Source organism: Tritonibacter multivorans (assembly GCF_001458415.1).
Taxonomy (GTDB): Bacteria; Pseudomonadota; Alphaproteobacteria; order Rhodobacterales; family Rhodobacteraceae; genus Epibacterium; species Epibacterium multivorans.
Map to the genome: position 1 here is coordinate 66774 of NZ_CYSD01000040.1, position 21638 is coordinate 88411.

The window sequence follows — 21638 nt, forward strand, 5'->3', positions numbered from 1 at the left end:
CAGGGTGACCAGTCAGTCGAACTTTGCAAAAGGAACAACAGGCGCCTTCTCTGTCGGCTTTGTCTGGTTTGTGCTGATCACAGTGGCCTCGCTCCCGCTGTTCTGGCTGGGCTTTGTGTCCCTGGCGCGCGCCTGGGTCACCCCGGAGTATAGCCACGGCCCCCTCATCCCGCTGATTTCGCTATATCTTTTTGCCCGCGAACTGCGTGACAAACCGGCCATCACCACCCCGCAACCCATGATCCAATGGCCGGGGCTTTTGGTGATCTTGGGCGCTGTCTGCCTCAGCATTATCGGCAACCTGTCCGGCATCCCGGATATTGTCACCTATGCCTATATTTTCTTTGTGGCGGGGCTGGTGCTGCTGACCATGGGCTGGCACGAGGGCAAACGCCATCAGCTGCCGGTGCTGCATCTGATCTTTATGCTGCCCTTGCCGCAGTATCTTTATTGGAAGATGACGACACTGCTGCAGGCGATTTCGTCAGAGCTTGGGGTGATGGTCATTCGGGCCTTTGATATTCCGGTCTATCTGGACGGCAATATTATTGACCTTGGCTCTTATCAGCTTCTGGTGGCCGAGGCCTGTTCCGGCCTGCGCTATCTGTTCCCGATCCTGTCCTTCAGCTATCTGGTCGCGATCCTCTATCGCGGGCCCTATTGGCACAAGGTGCTGCTGTTTGTCATGGCGGCGCCCCTGACCGTGCTGATGAATGCGATCCGCATCGGCATTATTGGCGTGCTGGTCAATTCCTATGGCATTGGCCATGCCGAAGGCTTCCTGCATTTCTTTGAAGGCTGGGTGATTTTTGGCGTCTGCGTGACAATCCTGTTCTTCACCGCGCTGGGTCTGCAGCGCCTGCGTCCGAACCCTCTGTCGCTGGGCGAGGTGTTGGATTTTGATTTCAGCGGGATGGGCCCCCATATGGCCCGGATCCTGCACATCGGCCCCCTGGTCTGGCAGTGGGGGGCGGCGCTTCTAATGGTGGGGCTGGCCTGCGTGTTTATCCTGACGCCACGCCCCCCCGTGGATCTGCCGCAGCGCACCCCGTTTGTCGAATTTCCGCTGATGATCGATGACTGGGTCGGCAACAGCTTTAAGCTGACGCCTGACATCGAAGATGTGCTGGGCGCCACAGATTACCACAATTCGCTGTATCGCACGATGGATGGCAGCGCCTCGATCGAATTCTTCGCCGCCTGGTATGACAGCCAGACCGAAGGCGAGGGGATCCATTCGCCCGAAGTGTGCCTGCCGTCGTCAGGTTGGGAGATTTTCTCGCTGGAGACGCACGAGGTGACCATCCCCGGCACGGTCTATGGCACCTTTGCGGTGAACCGGGCGGTGATTGAGAAAGGCTTTGAGCGGCAGCTGGTCTATTACTGGTTTGAACAGCGCGGCCGCCGGATGACCAATGATTTTGCCGCAAAAATCTCGGTTCTGCGCGATGGGCTGGTGCGGGGGCGGACCGATGGGGCCATGGTGCGCTTTATCACGCCGATTGACCGGGACGCACCGGAAGCGGCGGCCGATGCGCGCTTGCAGGCCTTTATGGCGCAATCTCTGCCACACTTGCCGCGTTTTATTCCGGAATAAGGCAACTGCGCCCAATTTGTTCTAGGAAAAGCCAAATTTCAGATCCAGCTTCACCAAATTGATGACCGACCTTCTGCATCTAGGACAGTTGCAGAGGCGGCACATCAATGGCCCTTAACACAGCATTTCGAACCCTGGCTGGCGCCGTCATGGGGGGCGCCATTGCGTTTTTTGGCAACAGCAGCGCCGTGACAGCGGCACAGGATTCGGTCGCCCTATATGGCGTTGGTGTTCCCTACATTGTACGCGCAGATTATGGAGGAGCGGTTAATGACCGGCTGAGAGATATTCGCAGTCTCCGCACCACCAAACGGCCGATCAAAATCCAGGGCTCTGTCTGCTTTTCCAGCTGCACAATGTTGCTGGGGTTAGAGCGCACCTGCGTGAACCCCAATACGGTGTTTGGCTTTCACGGGCCATCCAGACGGGGGGTGCCGCTTGAGCGCGCGACCTTTGATCACGCCTCTCGTCTGATCGCAGCCCATTATCCCGGCGTGCTGAAAACCTGGTATCTGTCGGTGGCGCGACACAGCCTGAGCGAATTGCTCCTGCTCAAAGGCTCGGATCTGATCCAGCTGGGGGTCAGTAAACCCTGCGATGCCGGCGCAGGCTACGCAAACGTCCGACGCCGAGCAGACCCAAGAGACCAAGAACCGACATAAACACAGTCGGCGGCAGCGGGATCGCAGAAGAGCCAGCGGCCGCATCGGCCGCTTCACCGGTGCCGGTGGTCAGCGTTGGAAAAGACGCGGGCCCAAATGCTGAGGCGTTGGACACCTGACCTGCACCGCCGCTTGGCGCCCCGGTCCCGCCACCGGGGGCCGGCGCCGGGGCTGGGGCGGGCGCAAAGAACGATCCACTGATCAGCGGAAGAAACCCACCTGCATCCCCGAAAGGCGCGGTAAAGTTGGTGATGCTTGGATCCAGAGCGCCAAATTCAATCGAGGGGGTGGGACAGTCCCGCGAACCCGCCCCACAAGAGCCAACAACAGATCCGTTTTCAGCCAGCGCCAGCACGCGGGACGGGACGTCACTGCCTTCGGCATAGATTTCACCGATCAGGGAGGGGGTGAACAGCCCGGAGCCATCCTCGGTTGGTGTCAGAACCACAGCCTGCACAGAGCCTTTGGGGCCAACCGCTTCGGCGACAACCTGGCCTTTGCTGTTGATGTCATAGGCGTTTGTCAGCCGGAAATCGACGGGCAGGGGGCTGGAGAGAATATCCTGCAGCGCGGTCGGTGCGCCGGTCTCATCCCAGATCAAAGCCGCCGCGGGGCTTGTCAGGCTTTGCCCGACCACCTGGCCCTGGCTGCTGACGCCTTCGGCGCGCGCCCCCGCGCCATCGGGACCGGGGAGCGGAATGACCGCGCCCGAGGCGGTGATGATCACGCCAATATCCGTGCCGTCATCCTGTGCGATCTGACCAATCACATGGCCGGTGTCAGACAGGGCATGCAGGGACAGGTTGGCGGGCAGATTGTCCGGATCCATGACCGTCAGGCCGCTGTCGCTGGACCAGACAAAGAAGCGCTCTGTCGCGCTGTCTTTCAGCTGCAGCTTGCCCAGAAGGAGGCCGCTGCTGGCAATATCAATCACCGAGGTAATGGTGGCGCCGTCTTGGTCCGCCAGCATATCGGACAGCCCGGCAATGGAATCGGCAGACCAGGTGACGGGGCTGACGGATGCGCCCTCGTGGGACCAGGCCACCGGTTTTTCGCCGGCTTCCCCCAGCCCTTCGACCAGGCCTTTTTCAGGATCCCAGGACAGCACCGCCCCCGGCAGAGAGGCGCCGGCCAGTCCGATGATTTTCTGATTGCCGCCCAAAATCGGCAGCGGGCTAAAGCCAAACTCAGGCGACCAGACAAAGCCTGCATCTTGCCCTGAAATCGCATCCAGCAAGCCATCGGTCAGGTCAATGGTTTGATCGGCGTTCTGATCCAGCCCATTGACGTCTACCGGTGCCGCATACGCCAGTGACGCCATACAAAGGAGAGATGTCGTTGCAAGACCAATACCGCGCTTCATCTTCAACCTCTTAAACTGAATCCATGCCCGTAGTAGAGAGTGAAATGTTTAAGATAAATTCTACGTTTTCGCCAGTCATTTCAGAAAAATGAATAGGGCACTGTGGCCTTTCATACGCAGGCCAGAGGGGCAAAAGCCCCTCAAATCCGGGCGCAGCCTGCAGGCGCCCCTCAGGATCTGGCCCCGGATCGCCTCGACACCGTCTTGACCAGCGCCCCGCCCGAAGACAGGCGGGTCTTACTTTCCGGTTTTGTTCAGGACCACGCCCACGGTCTTCCAGATGAGCTGCAGATCGGAGGCAAAGCTCAGCTGACGCATATACTCCGCATCATAGCGGACGCGGGACACAAAGGTGGTTTCGCTGCGTCCCAGCACCTGCCACAGGCCGGTGATGCCGGGGCGCAGTTTATAATAGGCATCAGACCCGGGCACGCTGTCATAAATATCCGCCTGCGCCGGCAGGAAGGGGCGTGGGCCAACAAAGCTCATATCCCCCAAGAGCACATTCAGATACTGCGGCAGCTCATCCAGGCTGGTGGCGCGCAGGAAACCGCCCAGACGGGTGATGCGCGGGTCCTTGTCGAGCTTCTGGTGAACGCGCCATTCTTCTGCAATTTCAGGATCTTCGCGGCACAGACGCTCCAGCTCCTGCTCGGCATCGACGCACATTGTGCGCAGTTTCCAGCACATGAAAACGCGCCCGTTTTGCCCAACCCGCGGCTGTCGGAAGAAGCCGGGGCCGCCGTCCAGCCGGACGCCCAGCCACAACATAAAAACAATGGGCAGAAGGATCGGCGCCAGCATCAGCGCAAACAGCACATCAAAAAGGCGCTTTCCGACTGTCAGATACCAGCTGTCCCCGTAGGCCAGAGCCGCTGGTTGTATCAAAGCCTGAGAATGCAAATCGTGGTCGAAATCTTTCATAGTCTTCCCAACCAATGTCTCGATGGCAAAGAGTCATGCCAGCAGGATGCCAATCTTAGTCTGTCTTAACGCCTGCCTTCGCGTGCAGGGGAAATTCATTAAACACGCCTCAAACTAGAGGAGAACGCCGTTGGACCTAAACCATTTGAATAAAGTTTTTAACCGAATGTTCGAGAATTCTCGCAATCGTCCTGATTTTATCATCTGCGCTTGCGCAAGTGGCACAAAATCAAAAGCGCTGTTGATCCAATGCGCACAATCCAGCAGGGACAGCTGCATTGTTGGTGACCCAAGGTCACCCTTTTGCCCCTGCGGGCCGCGATGACCCGAATCAGTGGCTCTCTTGCCGGGGGGGGGGCCTGACATCCGCCCCCGGCCAGCGCGGCCTTGCCGCCGCTGACTGCGCCCGCTGGCCGCACGGGCGGCGCCCCGTTTTGCCCCCTCAGCGCCTGCCCTCTGGCGCACAGAAATTAGGGTTTCGCGGGCGCAGATCGGGAGGGGCGTCGCTTTGGCTCCAAATGTCCTTGGCCGCAGTCTTGTGCCTGTATATAAAAACCTCAAAATTGCATAATCGAATGGTATTATGGCGTCTGACACTCCCCCCGTCTCACCCGAGCTGACTGTTCCTGAACGGACTGTCCCTGAGCTGACTGTCATTATCGTGAGCTACAACACCAAAGACCTGACGATCAAAGCGCTTGAGACGTTGTATGACACGACCAAGCACACGTCTTTTCATACGGTTGTGTTCGACAATGCCTCCTCGGACGGCTCTGTCGAGGCCATTGCCGAAGCTTTCCCGCAGGTGGAGCTGATTGCCTCGCCGGACAATCTGGGCTTTGCCAAGGCCAATAATATTGTCGCGGCTGAGGCCCGCACCGACTGGCTGTTGCTGCTGAACCCTGACACCGAATGCCATGCGGGCGCGGTCGACAATCTGATGGCGTTCATGCGCGCCAACCCGCAGGCTGGGATCACCGGCGGGCGCACGGTCTTTCCCGATGGCTCTCTTAATATTGCGTCCTGCTGGATGCGCATCACCCCCTGGTCAGCCTTCTGTTCGGCCTTTGGGCTAAGCTCGATCTTTCCGCGCTCCAGCCTGTTCAACCCCGAAGCCATGGGCGACTGGCAGCGTGACACGGTGCGCGAGGTCGATATTGTCGTGGGCTGTTTCATGATGATGTCGCGCGACCTCTGGACCCAATTGGACGGGTTTGATCTGCGCTATTTCATGTATGGCGAAGAGGCCGACATGTGTCTGCGCGCCAAGGCCCTGGGCTTTCAGCCCGCGGTGACCCCGGAGGCGCAGATCATGCATCTGGTGGGCGCCTCTTCCAAAGCGCAGGCGCGCAAATATTCGATGATCGCCAAGGCGCGCATGACCCTGATCCGCGATCACTGGGCCGCGCCGGTCGTGCCCTTTGGCGCGCTGATGATGACCATCTGGGCGGGCAGCCGGGCGCTGTCGCTGGGCCTGCTGGCGCGCCTCACCGGCAAGAAGCGCGAGGCGGCCGCCAAATGGTCCGAGATCTGGTCCGATCGCCGGGACTGGATCAAAGGGTATGGCGCATGAAACACGCAGAGGCAGATGGCGTACAGAAAGTGCGCAAAAGCCGTGTTCAGAGACTGATCCGGCTGATCCTCGCCACCTTTGACCCGCGGGCCTGGGCCCATTTCGTCAAGGTGATGAACTATTACAATTACACCCATGTGCAAGAGCTGCGCAAAGCGACCGTGTCGCCCACCGCCAATATTGCGCCCAATGCGGGCTTTGCCAATGCGCAGAACATTGTCATCGAGGACAATGTCACCCTCGGCGCTTATTGCCAGATCTGGGCAGGCCCGAACCAAGCCCGGGTGGTGATTGGCAAGGATGCGCTCTTTGCGCCGGACGTCATGGTGACGGCCACCACCTACCGCTACAACGACGGCGCGCCGGTCACCGATCAGGCCATGGACGAGGCGGATATTACCATTGGACCCGATTGCTGGCTGGGCCGGGGGGCGACCATTCTGGCGGGCGCCGAACTGGGGCAGGGCTGTATTGTCGGGGCCCATGCGGTGGTGCGCGGCACCTTCCCCCCCTATTCGGTGATCGTGGGTTCCCCCGCCCGCGTTGTCAGCCAGCGCAGCCTGCCGGACAGCTGACCGATGTGGACAGAACGGCTCATTGGGGTTTTGCTTCTGGGGCTTGGGGCAACGCTCGGCCTTGCGGGCTTCAGCCAGTACATTCCCGACAGCGCCGGTCAGTTTGTCAGCATGATCGTGCGGGTGTTTGACAGCCTGCGCCTGCATCTGCTTTTGGGCGTGATTGTCCTGAGTGCGCTGCTTTGGACCTTGGGCGAGGGGCGCATTGCGCTGGCGGCTCTGGTCTGTGCGGGGATCATTGCCGTTCTGGTGATTGTCGACACCCGCGCGCGCGCCTCCTCCCCCGGGCCCCGCGCGGATCTGTCGGTCCTGTGGTTCAATATGCTCGAAAGCAATGAGATCCCCGACACCCGTCTGGCTGAGGCCCTGACCGCGGCAGACGTCGATATTCTGATCCTCGCAGAAAGCACCCCCATGGCCGCGACCCTGCCGGGGCTGATGCAGGAAACGCACCCGCATGTTCTGGAGTGCCCGGCCGAGAGCCACTGCGGGCTTTTGCTGCTGTCGCGTGTGCCGCTGGCGTTTCGCATGATCCGCGATCTCTCATCGGGGGAAGGGCGGCTTCTGCGCGTCACCTATGCCTCGGAAAACCATCCGACCGTGCACCTCATTGGCGCACATCTGGTCAAACCCTGGTACACGGGCTTCAGCGACACAGACATGGAAGCGCTGGAGGCTGCATTGGACGCCAAAGTGCCACCGCCGCTGATCCTGACCGGGGATTTCAATGCCGCGCCGTGGAGCCGCCGCCTGCGGGGGCTGTCGGATCGCTTTGCCCTGAAACACGCGCCCTGGCCGCTGGCCACATGGCCTGCCAAGCTGGGCCGCTGGGGGGTGCCGATTGATCACATGCTGGTTGGCGGCGGGGTCGAGCTGCACCGGATCGCGACCTGGGGGCAGGGGCTTGGATCGAACCATCTGGGGCTGCGCGCCGAATTTACCCTGCCGGACAAGTCGCCCCCATCGCAGTAACAAACGCCGCGCGCAGGGCGGGGTCGACCACCCGCGCGGTGGCCGCATCGGTGGGGTGCAACCCATCGGGCATCTCTTCCCGCGTCAGCCCAGCGGCCAGCCAGCGCGGATAAAGATCAATGGCCGCCAGACCCTGCGCCGCAGCAATCTCTGTCACCTGCGCGTAATGGGCGGCCAGACGCGGTCGCAGCCCGCCGCGCAAACCAGTGGCCGGTGACATGGTCAGCAGCACCGGCTGTGTCTGGGGCAGCTCTGTGCGCAACCGGGTCAGGATCATCTCCAGATGCGTTTTGGCCTGTGTTAGAGACACCCCGTCGCGCAGATCGGCGTCATTGATGGCAAACTCGATCAGAACCACATCCGGGGCCTGGGCGATCACCCGCTCCACGGCCTGCACACCCCAGAGCGCATTGGCACCGGGGGCGGCCACACGATTGAGGGTCACCGGGTGTTCCAGACAGGCACGCAGTGTGGCCGCCAGCCGGTCAGGCCAGTGATTGCGCGCCGTCAGAGAGGTGCCAAAGGCCAGAATATGAAGGGGCGCGCTGTCTGCCAAGATCGGCGCCAGAGGGCGGTCGCGGGGCGCAGAGGCCTGAACAACCGGGGCAACTGAGCGTGGCAGAACCAAGAACGCCAGCAGCCCCGCAAGCGCCGCCAGCCCCCCCCAGAAAACCATGCGCCGCACCGGATTACCCCTCGTCCTGTTTGTCCTGACGGGCCAGTTTGTTCAGGCGGGCCTGCCCGATCGACAGGGTGCCCGCACGGTCCTGACCAACGCGCTGCACCACAATGGCCAACGACCGGTGATCTGCCGCCAACGGCGCCAGATCGAGCGTAAGCCTGCCCTCCGCGACCGCGCCCTGCCACCGCAGCACCTCCACAATATCGCCACCGCGCGCGCGAACAACGACGCGCAGGCCGGTGCTATCCGTGCCATTCAGGCCAATATCAAGGCTCAGCTGGTAGGACGCACCCCCGTCGACCGGTAACAGTTTGGACAAGCGCAGCTGCTTGATGCCGCCCTCTGCCTCGACCGCGACGCCTTGCGGCGTGACCTGCCAGCTCCCGGACGGAGCCCAGCTGATGCTGGGGAGGCTGGACAAGTCGCCCAAGCGGTTGGTCGCGACCCGCGTTGCCCTGCGCAAGGGGCCGGTCATGCCGCGTTTGACATCCGGGTCATAGGCGGCCCGGGCCGCAGCGAGCACCTGCGCCTCGGGGGCTTGCGACACATCCTGCCCAATATGGGCCTGCACCCCCCACCAGTCGTTGCCATTGGTGCGGTCATGGGACATGAAATGCATGTATTGTTCCACGCCATGCGCGCTCATCAAGGACAGCCAATTCGCCAGTACGGACGCCGACGCGGGCCCGGTGTTGAAGGCGTCATACATCTGAAAGCTGCCCTCCACCGGATAGGAGACATGGCTGCCCCCTTCATAGGCCAGAAACCCAAGACCCAGAGCCGCGGCATAATCCGCATGGGCATCCAGCCGCCACTCGGAGCTCAGCGCCAGCCCCGAACGCAGCCCGGTAAAGACCTGCCCGAACAGGCGGCCGCCATAGCCCATCAGCTGCACCCGGTCGATCATCTCTTGCAGGGTGAGGGGGGGAACGCTGTCGAACTGGGCCACCGTGACCCAATCCGGCGCGGAAACTCCTTTGTATTGCAACTGCGTCCCCGACAGGCGCAGCACCTTGTCGAGATCCTTGATCGGATCCAGACCGGCCTGAATATCTGCCCAGATCAGCGGCGTTGCGGCGATATCCAGATCTTCGGACCAGACCACATTGCGCCGCGGGGCTTCGATCTGCGCCGGGGTCAGTTCGACAGTGGTCTGCGGGTCCGCGCCAAAGGTCAGCCAATCGGCCAGCGCCAGCGCCTGCGCCTCGGCGCCCTGAACACTATCCCGGATGTGATAGACCACCGGGGCGTCGGGGCGGGTGTCTGCCAGCGTGCCGCCAAAATACATGGCCACGGAATAATCTGTGACCACCTCCAGCGGCAGCGGGGTGCCATCGTTTTTGGCCCGGCTGGCGGCGGCGCGGAAGTAACGCACCAGATAGCCCTTGTCATTCAGGCTGCCATTGCGGCGCAATGATCCAGAAAACGCCCAGCCCGGCGCCACAAAACGCGCCTTGCGCCCCTGCGCCTCAAATGCCTGACCAAGGATCTGATAGAGCTGCGGCCCCCGATAGGCGGCCCATTCCACCACAGCCAAGGGCCCCTCGGCCTCGGGCAGGGGGCCAAAGGTCTCGCCTGCCATTTTCATCGCATAGCGATAGCCCTCAAAGCCACGGCTGGTGTTGAACAGCTCGTTGCCATATTCCCAGAACACCGTCAGGGACGGGTCCAGATGTGTGGCCACATAGCGCCCCAATTCTGCGGCGCGGGCATCTGTGGTGTCCACCGGCAGGGTGATCCACGGGTCGGTGCCCGTCCTATTGGCCAGCGCCACAATATGCGAAATGGGCACCGTGACCTCAAAGCGGCCCTCGTTCTTGGGCCCGCCCGCGTGGTTGTTAAACGTATAATAGCTGGGGGACACAAAGCGCTGTTCGGGATTGGGCGATGTCCAGTCCGACCCCGCCTTGGACCAGCCGTCGCCGTCCTCTTCGATCTTATTGGCCCGCATCCAGTCCATGAACCGCAGGCTGTCATAGGCCTGCAGATCGGCGACAAACTCGGGCGCAAAGATGTGACCATTGCGAAAGGCGGTCAGATGCGTGTGATGCACAAGGGCCAGATCGCGAATATGATCGCCCGGCATCACCGAAAAGCTGCGCATGCGCAGCTGGGTCAGCGCGTCTTCGCCGATCTCGAAATCCACATCCACATACCAATAGGTCTTGCCGCCGATCTCTTCGGTTGGCAGCAGCGCCGTGCGGATCTGCCGCTCCGCGCCCTTGTTGCTGGACAGGACCAGGCTGAAGACGCCGCTGCCCTGACCAAACAGGCGAAAGGTCCCCGTATGCGGCGGGATATTGGCAACATCTTTGGAACGGACCAGAAGCTGCGAGGCGACATAGCCGTCCGGCACACGCGTCGGATAGCCATTGGCATCATAGGCCATGCGGCCGGTGTTGGCGGGATCATCCCAGGGGCGGGCGCCCTTGAGCTGATTGACAAAGATCACCAGGTTGTTGGCGCGGCTGCCGGAAAACCAGGCGACATTCGCGCCGATCCGGGTGCCAAAGCTGCCGCCAAAACCGGTCTCAGAGCTGTCCTGCACCAAGGCGGGAACCAACTGCTCCTGCGCCAGAGCCTCAATAATGGCCTCTCCCAAAGGGGATCTCCTCGTGGTTCACTCAGACACGGCTGCGCCATCCTGCGACAGCGCAGCAGGGGGTTCAATCCCTGACCAGACCCCGGACGGACAACAGGCTAAAGGGCGCGCATCTGCTCGGCGATCAGATCGGTGTAGCGGTCCAGACGTTCATCCACGCGGGTCAGGGCCTCGGTGATCTCCTCGCGCAGGGTGTCGCGCTGATGGAAAGCGGTGTCGATCGCGGCCATAATGTCCTCGGCGCTGTCATTCTGACAATCCACCGACCGCGCATAGCCCAGGGTGCCAAAGACCCCTTTGAACTTGCGGCTATAAGCCATGGGAACCACCGGCACGCCCGAGGAAAACGCCGCAATGGTGGCATGCATCCGCGCGCCCAGGAAAAAATCGAGCCCGGCGATATAGGTCTTTGCATCGATCGGAGATTTGAAGAATGGCGACACAACGACGCCCGGGTATTCCGCCGCCAGTGCCTCGCCCACGCGGTGGTCATCTTCGACTTCGATCTCGCGCGACTGCACATGGCCCACCAGATGCAGTTCGACATTGTCCTGCGCCTGGAAATATTCGATGATCTTGCGGATCAGCGCCGGGTAGTCGGATTTCAGACCAAACTGGTTGGACTGGGTATAGCCGCCATTAAACAGCAGGCCCGAGACGTTCAGCCCCACTTTGATCGGCCCGCCTGCGGGTTTCTCTGCGGGTTTCTCATAGGGCAGGCGCATGGCGACATCGGTGGCCTCGAGCACATTGTCCGCAACCCCCATCCCATCCAGAAACGCCGTGGTCGGCGCATCGCGGCTGACCACAAGCGCCGAACGTTTCAAGGACCATTTGGCCAGCATCCGCGCATAGCGGGTGTTGAACGGCCCCACCGTCTGCGGCGACAGGATCAGCGGCTTGCCCATGCGCAGCGCATGCAGTTTGGTGGCCCAGATGGTGAAGAACCGTTTGGGGCCATAAATATCGGTAAAGCTGTCACCGCCGCCAATATCCACCACCATATCCGAGCGGCGCAGACCTTCGTTCAGCGGCCCCGAGGGCGCCGGAATGTGCCGGGTGCGGAAATGCAGGTTTTCAATATCATCCCATGTGCCGTAGTCCGGCCGCGGGTCCTGCCAGCTCATGGCCAGAAAATGAGCCTTCACATTTGCCTTGGCAGCTGCGGCGCGCAGGATTTCAACATTGCTTAAGGTTAAGGCACCAACGCCTAAATTATCCGAATTCATGGAATGCCAGAGCAAAGCAAGGGTCACAGTCTTGGTCATTGAAATGTCCGTTGGTCTAGTTGCTTTGACGTTTCCATAGCCGTAACGATGCCGTAAGATAAAGCTCGGGGTGTCCGTTTTATTAAAAAAAAGTTAGCGGCAGCAGGCTGCGCCGGATATTGAGGCCCTTGGGCATGCCACAACTCCCTCCACAACGCTCTGGACCATCACCTTTGACTGCCATCAGATCCTCTTTCAGTGACGCGCGCTGTTTGCTGTCGTCGCGTCCCCTGCAACCCAAATCGATAGGGCAATAATGCTGCGCAAGGTTCTTATGCTGCTGTCCGGCAATGCGGCGGCCTCTGTCATGCTCTTGGCGCGCAACCTGCTGGTGGCACGCCTGATCCCGGTCGAGGACTATGGAATCGCGGCCACATTTGCCATCACCATGGCGCTGGTCGAAATGTCGACGCAATTTGGTCTGCAACAGCAGATCATCCAGAGCAAAGATGGCGAAGACGAACGGTTTCAGGCCGCCCTTCAGGGCTTTCAGCTGCTGCGCGGCGTGCTGGCGGGGGCGCTGCTGTTTGCGCTCGCCGGGCCGATTGCCACCTTGCTGCGCATTCCCGAAGTTGCCTGGGCCTATCAGGTCATGGCGGTGATGCCGGTGCTGCGGTCCTTGCAGCATTTTGACATTCACCGGCTCAGCCGGTCGCTGCGCTATGGGCCGATGCTGCTGACGGCCGGGGTGCCTGCGCTGGTGTCGCTTCTGGCGGTCTATCCGCTGGCGCTGTGGCTGGGGGATTTCCGGGTCATGCTGTTTGCGCTGGTGCTGCAGGAGGCGCTTGGGGCGCTGACCTCGCAGGTGATGGCCGAGCGGCGCTACCGGCTGGTGCTGGACCGCAAGATCATGGCGGGCTCGCTGCGCTTTGGCTGGCCATTGCTGCTCAATGGGTTTTTGCTGTTTGCGGTGATGCAGGGCGACAAGATCATTGTGGGCCGGGAACTGGGCATGGTGGCCTTGGGGCTTTTTGGCATGGGGGTCACGCTGACCCTGACACCGACCCTCATACTGGCAAAATCCGCCCAGAACCTGTTTCTGCCGCTGCTGTCGGCGGCCCTGCGGGCAGGGGATGAAGCCCGTTTTGTCACCACGGCGCGGGCCGCATTTCAGGCCAGCCTTCTGATCGGTCTGGTGCTGATGCTGGCGATTTTTGTCCTTGGCGTGCCCCTGCTGAGCTGGCTGTTTGGTGACAAATTTGCCGATCTGGGGCCGCTCTTGATCTGGCTGGCCGCGGGGCAGGCGGTGCGGGTGTTCAAAAGCGGCCCCTCCACGGCCGCCGTTGCCAAGGGCATCACCACAAACGCGCTTTTGCCCAATCTGATCCGCCTGGCCGCGCTGCCTCTGGCTTGGGGTGTGGTGCTGGAAGGCGGCACGCTGTGGCATGTGGTGCTGATCGCCCTTGGCGCCGAGCTTCTGGGGTATTTTGCCGCGCTGGCGCTGGCGCAGGTGCGACTGGGCGTCGGCGTTGGCCCCATGATCCCGGGCCTGATCGTGGCACTGGGTCTGGGTGGCATTGCCCTGATCCTGCCCGTGATCGGCCAGACCGATGGGCTAACGGGGGCCTGGCCTTCAATCCTGTTTGTCCTCTGCGCCCCTGTCCTGCTGATTGCTGCGACCGGCGACCTGCGCCGGTTTGCGGCACAGCATTTTTCTCCTCACAACCAAGAGGCACCACGACATAATGCCTGACACTGACCCTGTGCTGCTGCACGTCGGATATCACAAGACCGCAACCACATGGATGCAGAAACATCTGTTCCTGCCCCATCACGGGTATCGCCAGCTTCTCGGCCACCAGGAGATCTTTGATAAGATCGTCAAACCGCATGGGCTGCGGTTTGACCCCACCCCGGCACAAGACGCCATTGCCGAAGCCAAAGCCGCCCTGACCCCCGGCGAAGTGCCGGTCCTGTCATCTGAGGTCCTGTCCGGCCACCCGTTCCAGGGCGGCCATGAAAGCGATGTCTACGCCGAACGTCTGGCCCGGATCGCCCCCAAGGCCCGCATTCTGATTTCTGTGCGCGATCAGATGCGGATCATTCCATCGGTCTATATGCAATACCTGCAGCGCGGCGGCACCATGCCCTTTGACCAGTTCTATGAGGGCACCAACCGACCCGGGTATTTTGGCTTTACCGACGAACATTTTGAATATGATGTGCTTGTCGCCCATTACCAAAAGCTGTTCGGAGCCGAGAATGTCTATGTGCTGACGCAGGAATCCCTGCAGGTCGATATGGAGCAGGCCGCGCGTGATCTGGCGGATTTCATGGGCGCCTCCCTGTTTTCCGGCCTGCGCCCCGAGGCCAAGCGGGTCCATGCCGCAGGCTATCCCGAATATGCAGCCCCGCTGCTGCGGCGGGCCAATCACCTGCAGCGCAGCACCCTGAACCCCTGTCCGATCGTCAATCTGGGAGAAACCCCCGGTGGCGTCTATCGTCTGGCCGGGGGGCTCAGCCGGCGCTGGCCGCTCAAATCCCTGAGTGGCAGCAAACGCCCGATCAGCGCCTATGTCGCCAAACGATTTGCAGGCCGCTACACTGCGCATAATGAAAGACTGGCAGAGCTTGTGACCCACCCCATTGATCTCAGCGGCTACTGTTAACGTCTTGGAGCGCTGGGTTGGGATGCACGGAAGGAATATGTTTTGGTGAGCGTAACTGAAGGCGCAGCGCCCGCACAGCGCGGGCCGTCAAAGACACGGCCGCAGGACAAAGTCCATCCGCTCGTGACCGCCTATATTCTATGCGTTGTGATCTCGGTCTATTTCTTTGTCGGGCCGCTCTATCTCAATACGCTGCGCGCCCTGCTTCTGGTGGTGATGATCCCGCTGTGGGCCAAGCTTCTGATGGGCCATTACGGGCGTGTGATCCTCACCGATTATTTCTTTGTCGCCTATTTCCTGTGGACGATACCGGCGCTGGTCGTGAACAATCCGGACGCGGTTGTGCAGCAAAGTGGCTCGACGGGGGCCGAGTTTCTGGGCGGCTATATTCTGGGGCGCGCCTATATCCGGTCGACCGGCGCCTTCATCGGCCTGTGCAAGCAGCTTGCGGTCCTCACCCTTGTGTTGCTGCCTTTTGGCCTGCTCGAGGTGCGCACGGCGGATCCGTTTATTCCCGACCTCATCCGACGCATACCGGGGCTGTTTTCCGTGCCGGACGTCAATATTCCCGGGCGGATGGGGCTGAACCGCGTGCAAAACGCGTTCAACCACCCGATCCACTACGGTCTGTTCTGTTCGGTTGTGTTTTCACTGAGCTTCATCGCCCTCAAAGGGGTCAGCGGCACCGCCTGGCGCTGGGTCTCCAGCGCGCTCATTGGTTTGGGCTGTTTTCTCGCTCTGTCTTCGGGTGCGATGCTGGCGCTGTTTTTGCAATTGGGTCTGATCACCTGGGCTTTTGTGCTCAATGGGTTCAAAGGGCGCTGGTGGCTTCTGGTGGCCCTGGGCGTGCTGGCCTATATCGCCATTGACCTCTTGTCGAACCGCACCCCTTTGCGGGTGTTCCTCAGCTATGCGACGTTTTCTGCCCACACCGCCTATTGGCGGGCGCTGATCTTTGAATACGGTTTCCAGAACGCGCTGGACAACCCGCTGTTTGGCATTGGGCTCAATGATTGGGAACGGCCGTCCTGGATGTATGGCGACAGTATGGACAACTTCTGGCTGGTTGTGGCCGTGCGCTATGGGTTTCCCGCGGCCATCTTCATTATCATTGGCTATCTCTATGTGCTGTTGAAGGTGATGTTTCGGGATTTCGACAGCGATCCGGCCCTGTGGCAGGTGCGCCGGGCCTGGGTCTTCAGCTTTGTCGGCCTGACCTTCACCCTCTGCACGGTTCATGTCTGGGCAAATATCTATTCTTTTGTGTTCTTCATCTTTGCCTCCGGGGTCTGGATGCTGGATGCCCAGCCCAAAGGCTCGGATGCGGCCACAGAGGACACAGATCCCGCACCCGACAGAAGCCGACGCTATACGCGGTTTGACAAAGCACATCAGCGAAAGACATAGCCCGGAGACCGGGCCTGAGCGCCCAGAAGATATATCCGCAAGAGGTGCCGTGCAGCGTCACGGATCACATGCTGTTTGGGGTCGCCCGCGCCCAGAGCCAGATCGCCCATCCCCAGATCAGCAGCTCTGGCAGAAAGCTCCAGTGCAGCAAAAATGACAGCACCCAATGGCTCTGGCTGGCGGGCACGGTGATCAGGCTGAACAGATGGTCGCGCTACTGCACGACCGAGACTGCCCAGCCTGCTAGCTCACTTTCGGTCTCGGAAAACCGGTAGATGCCGTCCTGCTCATACACATCGCTGCATTTACGAGGCGCGTCTTCACCCTGACGACAATATTGATTGCCCACAATGTCCCAGACCGATGTGCTCTCCCATGTGCCATCCGCTGCGGCGGAATTCGCGGTTCCATCACTGTTTATATTCCAAGTCCAGCTGCCTTCGCTGAGCTTCTGGCCCACAAGCTCAGCACGAATGTCAGGCCCGTTGAGGCGCCGGGCCCCCAATGCCAGAAGCTCTGACGCAGTCGTAGCTGCGAGAATGGCATCACGGCTGACCGCAGAAGAGGCCGATGGGGCTGAGACGGTTGTCGTCTGGCAGGCCGCAAGACCAAGAAGCACAGAAATCGCAAACAGAGCGCTTTTCATAGTAAAACCTCATTTCACTTGTCACAAACTCCGGGAACACTGTTCCCACCTGCGTTTCAGCTCTATCGGCCTTACTGAAAAAGGTCTGCCCCCAAAAAGGGCAGACAAGATCGCTTAACTCTGCCCCGCCTCATTGGGGCGGTAATGCGCGCGGTACCATTTGACAAAGGCGGCCACACCGTCTTCGACGTCTGTTTGTGGTGCGTAACCGGTGAGGGTTTTCAGAAGTTCCGCATTGGCCCAGGTCGCGGGCACATCACCGGCCTGCATGGGCATCAGGTTGCGCGTCGCCGTGAGGCCGGTGGCTTTCTCGATCGCGGCAATAAAATCCGTGAGCTGCACAGAGTCTGAGTTGCCGATGTTCACCACCCGGTGCGGCGCCACCGGCGACAGGCTGTCGCCTTCGGGGACCACGCCGTCTTCGGGGCGGACGGGCACCGCATCCAGAAGCAGGCGAATGGCTTCGACCAGATCTTCGACATAGGTGAAGTCGCGCTTCATATCGCCGTGGTTATAGACATCGATCGGTTGCCCCGCGAGGATCGCCTTGGTGAATTTGAACAGCGCCATATCGGGCCGGCCCCAGGGGCCATAGACGGTGAAAAACCGGAACATGGTGACCGGCAGATCAAACAGATGGGCATAGGAATGCGCCATGTTCTCGGTCGATTTCTTGGTTGCCGCATAAAAGGACATTTGATGGTCGGCGCGCTGATCTTCGCGGTAGGGCATTTGCGTATTGGCGCCGTAAGCCGAAGAGGTCGACGCCAGCAGCATATGTTTCGGCGGATGCGCACGCGCGGCCTCGAGGATCTCGAAGGTGCCGATGAGATTGCTTTCCAGATAGGACCGCGGGTTCTCGATCGAGTAGCGCACCCCGGCCTGTGCTGCCAGATGGATAACATAATCAAAGTTATGTTCCTCAAAGAGCGCCATCATCAACCCCGGTGTTTCCACCTTGCCAATGACCGGCAGGAACGCATCGCCCCCGGCCTCCGCCAGCATGGCGTGGCGCGCCTCTTTCAGAGAGACATCGTAATAGTCGCTGATGCAATCCAGCCCCACGACACGATAGCCGTGGGACAGGAGAAGCTTCGACAGATGGAAGCCAATAAAGCCGGCAGAGCCGGTGACCAGAACGGTTTGCATATGTGCGCTGCCCTCAATTGCCGCCAAAGAGGTCGCGGGTGAAAATCTTCTCCGCAACGTCTTCGATGTCCTCGGTGACGCGGTTAGCCACGATCACATCGCAATTGTCCTTGAAATACTGCAGGTCGCGCACCACCCGGCTGCGGAAGAAATCCTCTTCCTCCAGCACCGGTTCATAGACAATGACCTCGACGCCTTTGGCCTTGAGACGTTTCATAATCCCCTGCACCGAGGACTGGCGGAAATTGTCCGAGCCCGCCTTCATCACCAGACGGTAGATCCCCACCGTGCGCGCCCCGGTCATCAGGATCTGATCGGCCAGATAATCCTTGCGGGTGCGGTTGGCATCGACAATGGCGCGAATGAGGTTCTGCGGCACATGGGAATAGTTCGCCAGAAGCTGCTTGGTATCCTTGGGCAGGCAATAGCCGCCATAGCCAAAGGAGGGGTTGTTGTAATGGCTGCCAATGCGCGGGTCCAGACTGACCCCTTCAATGATCTGGCGCGAGTCCATGCCACCGGCCATGGCGTAACTGTCGAGTTCATTAAAAAACGCCACCCGCATCGCAAGATAGGTATTGGCAAAGAGCTTGATCGCCTCGGCCTCATCTGCATCGGTATAAAGGATCTCCACATCCTTTTTGATCGCCCCTTCCAACAGAAGATTGGCAAAGATCGTGGCGCGTTCGGATTGTTCGCCAACAATGATCCGGGAGGGATGCAGATTGTCATAAAGCGCCTGACCTTCGCGCAGGAACTCCGGGCTGAAAATCACCTGATCGGTCTCGAGGCTCTCGCGCACCGAGGCCACATAGCCCACGGGGATCGTGGATTTGATCACAATGCAGGCCTTGGAATTGACCGCGATCACCTGTTTGATCACCGCCTCCACGCTGGAGGTGTCAAAATAGTTGGTTTTGGCATCGTAATTTGTGGGCGTGGCCACAATCACATAATCCGCATCCCGATAGGCGCTTTCTGCATCGGTTGTGGCCGACAGATGCAGTTTCTTCTCCGCCAGGAATGTTTCCAGCTCCGCATCGACAATGGGGGATTTGCCCGCATTGACCAGCGCAACGCGCTCCTCCGAGATATCAACAGCAGTGACATGATTGTGCTGGGCAAGCAGCACGGCATTGGACAGGCCGACATAGCCCAGTCCGGCAACAGCGATTTTCATGAATGAACCCTTCGCATAACATCTTTGTAACACACAATATTCAGTGGCAGTATCAAACACATCCCCTCAATTACACGACGAAAGAGCGTGCAAGCAAGCTGCCAGCGGGGCAAACACAAAACCCCGCCTGCCCAATATATACAGAATGGCCCCAGCTCGCCAGCATCGGATGCTTTACGCAGGTAAAGAGTGCCCGTTTTCAGGCATAGGCCTGCCATCTAAATCGGCACAGCCCCCAACACCAGACTGCGGCTTTCTCCTGCTGAAACACTCATATCGGCTCCCTTTGTAAAACTGCGCGCCGCCTCATACAGCGCAAAACCGCGTCAAATATCCATTAAATCCCATCGAGAATTCCCCCACCCGAGGCCACCCCATGCACAGCTGGGAAGACAAAATTAATGGCTCTCCCCCAGCCTTTTCTGCGTCTCAACAGCCTTCATAGCGCGATCGGAGTTCCTCATGTTCAAACACGCCCCTTCTGCCGCGGCCCTGTCTCTGGCCGTCGTTGCAACCTCTGCCCCTGCTGCCTCCATCACATTGGTGCAGGATCAGGCCTATGCCCCCTATATGACCAAAGATGGCAAAGCGGCCAGCGGCATCTGGGCCGATGTGATTGCAGAGGCCCTGACCCGTGTCGGCGGGGATCACGAGGTGGAGCTTCAGGCGGTGCCCTGGTCCCGCGCCGTCAACCTGGTGGAAAGCGGTCAGGCCCATGGTCTGGTCGGCACCTACCACAAACCGGAGAGCCGTCCCTGGATTGGCACCTATTCCGTCGCCCCTTTCACCGAAAAAGTCTCTGTTTACTGCCGCGAAGGGGTTGCCCAGGCCGACTGGTCCTATCCGCAGGATTTCAAAGGGCTGACCTTTGGCAATAATGCAGGCTTCGGCACCCCCGGTGCAGAGTTCTTTGCTCTGGTCGAGGGCGGTCTGATCTCCCTGCAGGAGGCCCCCACAACCGAGCAGAACCTGAAGAAAATGGCGGGCGGGCGCATTGACTGTTACGTGCAGGAGCAACTGGCGGTGGAAAGTGCCATCAATACCATGGGGCTGACCGGTATTGAGCGGGTGCTCGACACTTCGGTTGAGGACAGCATGATTGGCTTCCGCGGCAGCTGGGACGATCCGGAAGCGGCCTCTTTCATTGCCACGCTGGACACTGTGCTGAAGGCCATGATCGCAGATGGCACCATCGACCAGATCATTGCCACCTCCGTTGGAAGGTAAATTACGACCCCAGACGACAGGACAACGGGCAGGATTTCCTGCCCGTTTTTATCTGCGATTTACGTGCCTGCACCCTCAGATCTGGATCGGTGCGGCTGTGGTGACCAGCTGGTTGATCTGACGGATGTGTTCCGGCAGGCAGCGGGTCAGGAAATCATAGTCGCGCAGCACATGAGCGCGGGCATTGGGGCCAAGATGGGCGTAGTCATCAGGGCGCGCCAGCACATCGACCACCTGCGCTGCCAGCGCTGAGGGGTCGAAGAAATCAACCAGCATCCCCGTTTCGCCATGGGTGATGGCTTCGCGCACCGGCGCCACATCGGCGGCCACCACCGTGGCCTGCATCGCCATAGACTCCAACAGCGACCAGCTGAGCACAAAGGGCATGGTCAGATAGATATGACAGCTGGAGATCTGGATGATCCGGCACAGGTCGTCATAGGGCACGCGACCGAGGAAGTGCACCCGGTCCCAATTGACGCGGTCGCCAAGTTCGGCCTCCATTTCCCCGCGCAGGCCGCCGGGGTGGCTGCTTTCGCGGCCATATGACGTCTCATTGCCGCCGATCATCAGAATGCGGGCATTGGGACGGGCGGCCTGGATTTCGGGCAGCGCCCGCATCATCACATGAAAGCCGCGCGCGCGTTCCATATTGCGGGCAATATAGGTGACGACCTCATCGTTGCGGGTCAGCGGCTGATCAAGCCGCCCCAACCCGACAGAGGCGCTTTGATCCAGCCCCAGCCGGTCACAGCGGATGCCATCATGGCAGACATACATCTTGTCGTGGAACACATCCGGGAAGCGGTCACGCTGCCAATAGGTGGGCACATGGCCCTGATCCACAGCGCCCAAGTTGATCCAAGGGACCACATTGCGGGCGCGGTTGAAAAAGGGCGTCTGCGGATTGGGCGGCGCTTCGGGGTCAAAGCCCACCAGACCGCCGTCCATATTGTAGTAATATTCAAAGAAGCCAATCACCGGCACATCCGGCCACAGATCCTTGAGGAAAGACATCTCGCCCCAGCCGGTGTGACCCAGAATAATATCGGGTTTAAAGCCGGTCTCGCGCTGAAACTCCTGCAGCGCCTGCACCGCACCAAAGCCCGCGCCTGCGGCCGCTTCCCAGTCCTTTGACAGGCCAAAGGCGTCTTTGCCGGGGCGGTGGAACGGCTGATAAGAGAGCGTGTGGACGCCCTTCA

The 21638-nt window shown here is 60.3% G+C and carries 19 protein-coding genes; 9 read left to right on the forward strand and 10 right to left on the reverse strand.

What is annotated here, in order from left to right; translation table 11 throughout:
• The first annotated feature begins 4 nt into the window (after positions 1 to 4).
• Positions 5 to 1597 carry a VPLPA-CTERM-specific exosortase XrtD gene (gene xrtD, locus TRM7557_RS15475; RefSeq protein ID WP_058291131.1) on the forward strand — a complete coding sequence of 531 codons (1593 nt, stop codon included), beginning with the start codon at positions 5 to 7 and terminating at the stop codon, positions 1595 to 1597.
• 107 nt (positions 1598 to 1704) lie between these two features.
• Positions 1705 to 2259, forward strand: a complete 555-nt coding sequence (locus TRM7557_RS19890) for a hypothetical protein (RefSeq protein ID WP_131727565.1) — start codon at positions 1705 to 1707, stop codon at positions 2257 to 2259.
• Here TRM7557_RS19890 and TRM7557_RS15480 read toward each other — a convergent pair.
• Positions 2180 to 3580 carry a hypothetical protein gene (locus TRM7557_RS15480; RefSeq protein ID WP_074942123.1) on the reverse strand — a complete coding sequence of 467 codons (1401 nt, stop codon included), beginning with the start codon at positions 3578 to 3580 and terminating at the stop codon, positions 2180 to 2182. The genes TRM7557_RS19890 and TRM7557_RS15480 overlap by 80 nt on opposite strands.
• 279 nt (positions 3581 to 3859) lie before the next feature.
• Positions 3860 to 4546: a sugar transferase gene (locus TRM7557_RS15485; RefSeq protein WP_058291133.1), complete on the reverse strand. Its 687-nt coding sequence runs from the start codon at positions 4544 to 4546 to the stop codon at positions 3860 to 3862.
• Positions 4547 to 5129: 583 nt separating this feature from the next.
• Here TRM7557_RS15485 and TRM7557_RS15490 point away from each other — a divergent pair.
• From TRM7557_RS15490 to TRM7557_RS15500, 3 genes are read left to right on the forward strand one after another with little or no spacing between them, the layout of a single operon-like run.
• A complete protein-coding gene (locus TRM7557_RS15490) occupies positions 5130 to 6119 on the forward strand; it encodes a glycosyltransferase family 2 protein (RefSeq protein ID WP_058291134.1) in 990 nt (329 codons plus the stop codon).
• Positions 6116 to 6694, forward strand: coding sequence for an acyltransferase (locus TRM7557_RS15495; RefSeq protein WP_058291135.1), 579 nt, complete (start codon positions 6116 to 6118; stop codon positions 6692 to 6694). Before TRM7557_RS15490 ends, TRM7557_RS15495 begins: the two co-directional genes overlap by 4 nt.
• Positions 6695 to 6697: 3 nt before the next feature.
• Positions 6698 to 7666, forward strand: coding sequence for an endonuclease/exonuclease/phosphatase family protein (locus tag TRM7557_RS15500; RefSeq protein WP_058291136.1), 969 nt, complete (start codon positions 6698 to 6700; stop codon positions 7664 to 7666).
• Here TRM7557_RS15500 and TRM7557_RS15505 read toward each other — a convergent pair.
• The 3 genes from TRM7557_RS15505 to TRM7557_RS15515 all read right to left on the reverse strand — a co-directional run bounded on the left by TRM7557_RS15505 (position 7632) and on the right by TRM7557_RS15515 (position 12218).
• Positions 7632 to 8342 carry an SGNH/GDSL hydrolase family protein gene (locus TRM7557_RS15505; protein WP_058291137.1) on the reverse strand — a complete coding sequence of 237 codons (711 nt, stop codon included), beginning with the start codon at positions 8340 to 8342 and terminating at the stop codon, positions 7632 to 7634. The two genes, TRM7557_RS15500 and TRM7557_RS15505, sit on opposite strands and share 35 nt — an antisense overlap.
• Positions 8343 to 8355: 13 nt before the next feature.
• Entirely contained in the window at positions 8356 to 10950 is a 2595-nt protein-coding gene (locus tag TRM7557_RS15510) for a hypothetical protein (RefSeq protein WP_058291138.1), read from the reverse strand.
• Positions 10951 to 11048: 98 nt separating this feature from the next.
• A complete protein-coding gene (locus TRM7557_RS15515) occupies positions 11049 to 12218 on the reverse strand; it encodes a polysaccharide pyruvyl transferase family protein (protein WP_058291139.1) in 1170 nt (389 codons plus the stop codon).
• 256 nt (positions 12219 to 12474) lie between these two features.
• Here TRM7557_RS15515 and TRM7557_RS15520 point away from each other — a divergent pair, with 256 nt between their 5' ends.
• From TRM7557_RS15520 to TRM7557_RS15530, 3 genes are read left to right on the forward strand one after another with little or no spacing between them, the layout of a single operon-like run.
• Complete coding sequence (locus TRM7557_RS15520) at positions 12475 to 13911, forward strand: oligosaccharide flippase family protein (RefSeq protein WP_058291140.1); 1437 nt, start codon at positions 12475 to 12477, stop codon at positions 13909 to 13911.
• A complete protein-coding gene (locus TRM7557_RS15525; protein ID WP_058291141.1) occupies positions 13904 to 14827 on the forward strand; it encodes a sulfotransferase in 924 nt (307 codons plus the stop codon). The genes TRM7557_RS15520 and TRM7557_RS15525 overlap by 8 nt, the downstream gene beginning before the upstream one ends.
• A gap of 45 nt (positions 14828 to 14872) precedes the next feature.
• Positions 14873 to 16234, forward strand: a complete 1362-nt coding sequence (locus tag TRM7557_RS15530; protein WP_131727567.1) for an O-antigen ligase family protein — start codon at positions 14873 to 14875, stop codon at positions 16232 to 16234.
• Here the strand turns inward: TRM7557_RS15530 and TRM7557_RS20390 are convergent.
• The 4 genes from TRM7557_RS20390 to TRM7557_RS15550 all read right to left on the reverse strand — a co-directional run bounded on the left by TRM7557_RS20390 (position 16219) and on the right by TRM7557_RS15550 (position 19209).
• Positions 16219 to 16344, reverse strand: a complete 126-nt coding sequence (locus TRM7557_RS20390; protein ID WP_268873724.1) for a hypothetical protein — start codon at positions 16342 to 16344, stop codon at positions 16219 to 16221. The genes TRM7557_RS15530 and TRM7557_RS20390 overlap by 16 nt on opposite strands.
• Before the next feature lie 104 nt (positions 16345 to 16448).
• A complete protein-coding gene (locus TRM7557_RS15540; protein ID WP_058291144.1) occupies positions 16449 to 16880 on the reverse strand; it encodes a hypothetical protein in 432 nt (143 codons plus the stop codon).
• A gap of 114 nt (positions 16881 to 16994) precedes the next feature.
• Positions 16995 to 18029: an NAD-dependent epimerase/dehydratase family protein gene (locus tag TRM7557_RS15545; protein WP_058291153.1), complete on the reverse strand. Its 1035-nt coding sequence runs from the start codon at positions 18027 to 18029 to the stop codon at positions 16995 to 16997.
• A gap of 13 nt (positions 18030 to 18042) precedes the next feature.
• Complete coding sequence (locus TRM7557_RS15550) at positions 18043 to 19209, reverse strand: nucleotide sugar dehydrogenase (RefSeq protein ID WP_058291145.1); 1167 nt, start codon at positions 19207 to 19209, stop codon at positions 18043 to 18045.
• Positions 19210 to 19671: 462 nt separating this feature from the next.
• On the opposite strand from TRM7557_RS15550, the gene TRM7557_RS15555 reads away from it, so the two are divergent.
• Entirely contained in the window at positions 19672 to 20436 is a 765-nt protein-coding gene (locus TRM7557_RS15555; RefSeq protein WP_058291146.1) for a substrate-binding periplasmic protein, read from the forward strand.
• Between the two features lie 75 nt (positions 20437 to 20511).
• Here the strand turns inward: TRM7557_RS15555 and TRM7557_RS15560 are convergent.
• Positions 20512 to 21638: glycosyltransferase (locus TRM7557_RS15560; protein WP_058291147.1), on the reverse strand; the 1127-nt coding region annotated here is incomplete at its 5' end.

What these genes read in the sequence shown, in the direction of transcription:
- TRM7557_RS19890 (WP_131727565.1), top strand. Translation starts at nt 1,705, where the DNA reads ATGGCCCTTAACACAGCATTTCGAACCCTGGCTGGCGCCGTCATGGGG.
- TRM7557_RS15480 (WP_074942123.1), bottom strand. Translation starts at nt 3,580, where the DNA reads ATGGCGTCACTGGCGTATGCGGCACCGGTAGACGTCAATGGGCTGGAT.
- TRM7557_RS15485 (WP_058291133.1), bottom strand. Translation starts at nt 4,546, where the DNA reads ATGAAAGATTTCGACCACGATTTGCATTCTCAGGCTTTGATACAACCA.
- TRM7557_RS15490 (WP_058291134.1), top strand. Translation starts at nt 5,130, where the DNA reads ATGGCGTCTGACACTCCCCCCGTCTCACCCGAGCTGACTGTTCCTGAA.
- TRM7557_RS15495 (WP_058291135.1), top strand. Translation starts at nt 6,116, where the DNA reads ATGAAACACGCAGAGGCAGATGGCGTACAGAAAGTGCGCAAAAGCCGT.
- TRM7557_RS15500 (WP_058291136.1), top strand. Translation starts at nt 6,698, where the DNA reads ATGTGGACAGAACGGCTCATTGGGGTTTTGCTTCTGGGGCTTGGGGCA.
- TRM7557_RS15505 (WP_058291137.1), bottom strand. Translation starts at nt 8,342, where the DNA reads ATGGTTTTCTGGGGGGGGCTGGCGGCGCTTGCGGGGCTGCTGGCGTTC.
- TRM7557_RS15515 (WP_058291139.1), bottom strand. Translation starts at nt 12,218, where the DNA reads ATGACCAAGACTGTGACCCTTGCTTTGCTCTGGCATTCCATGAATTCG.
- TRM7557_RS15520 (WP_058291140.1), top strand. Translation starts at nt 12,475, where the DNA reads ATGCTGCGCAAGGTTCTTATGCTGCTGTCCGGCAATGCGGCGGCCTCT.
- TRM7557_RS15525 (WP_058291141.1), top strand. Translation starts at nt 13,904, where the DNA reads ATGCCTGACACTGACCCTGTGCTGCTGCACGTCGGATATCACAAGACC.
- TRM7557_RS20390 (WP_268873724.1), bottom strand. Translation starts at nt 16,344, where the DNA reads ATGGGCGATCTGGCTCTGGGCGCGGGCGACCCCAAACAGCATGTGATC.
- TRM7557_RS15540 (WP_058291144.1), bottom strand. Translation starts at nt 16,880, where the DNA reads ATGAAAAGCGCTCTGTTTGCGATTTCTGTGCTTCTTGGTCTTGCGGCC.
- TRM7557_RS15545 (WP_058291153.1), bottom strand. Translation starts at nt 18,029, where the DNA reads ATGCAAACCGTTCTGGTCACCGGCTCTGCCGGCTTTATTGGCTTCCAT.
- TRM7557_RS15550 (WP_058291145.1), bottom strand. Translation starts at nt 19,209, where the DNA reads ATGAAAATCGCTGTTGCCGGACTGGGCTATGTCGGCCTGTCCAATGCC.
- TRM7557_RS15555 (WP_058291146.1), top strand. Translation starts at nt 19,672, where the DNA reads ATGTTCAAACACGCCCCTTCTGCCGCGGCCCTGTCTCTGGCCGTCGTT.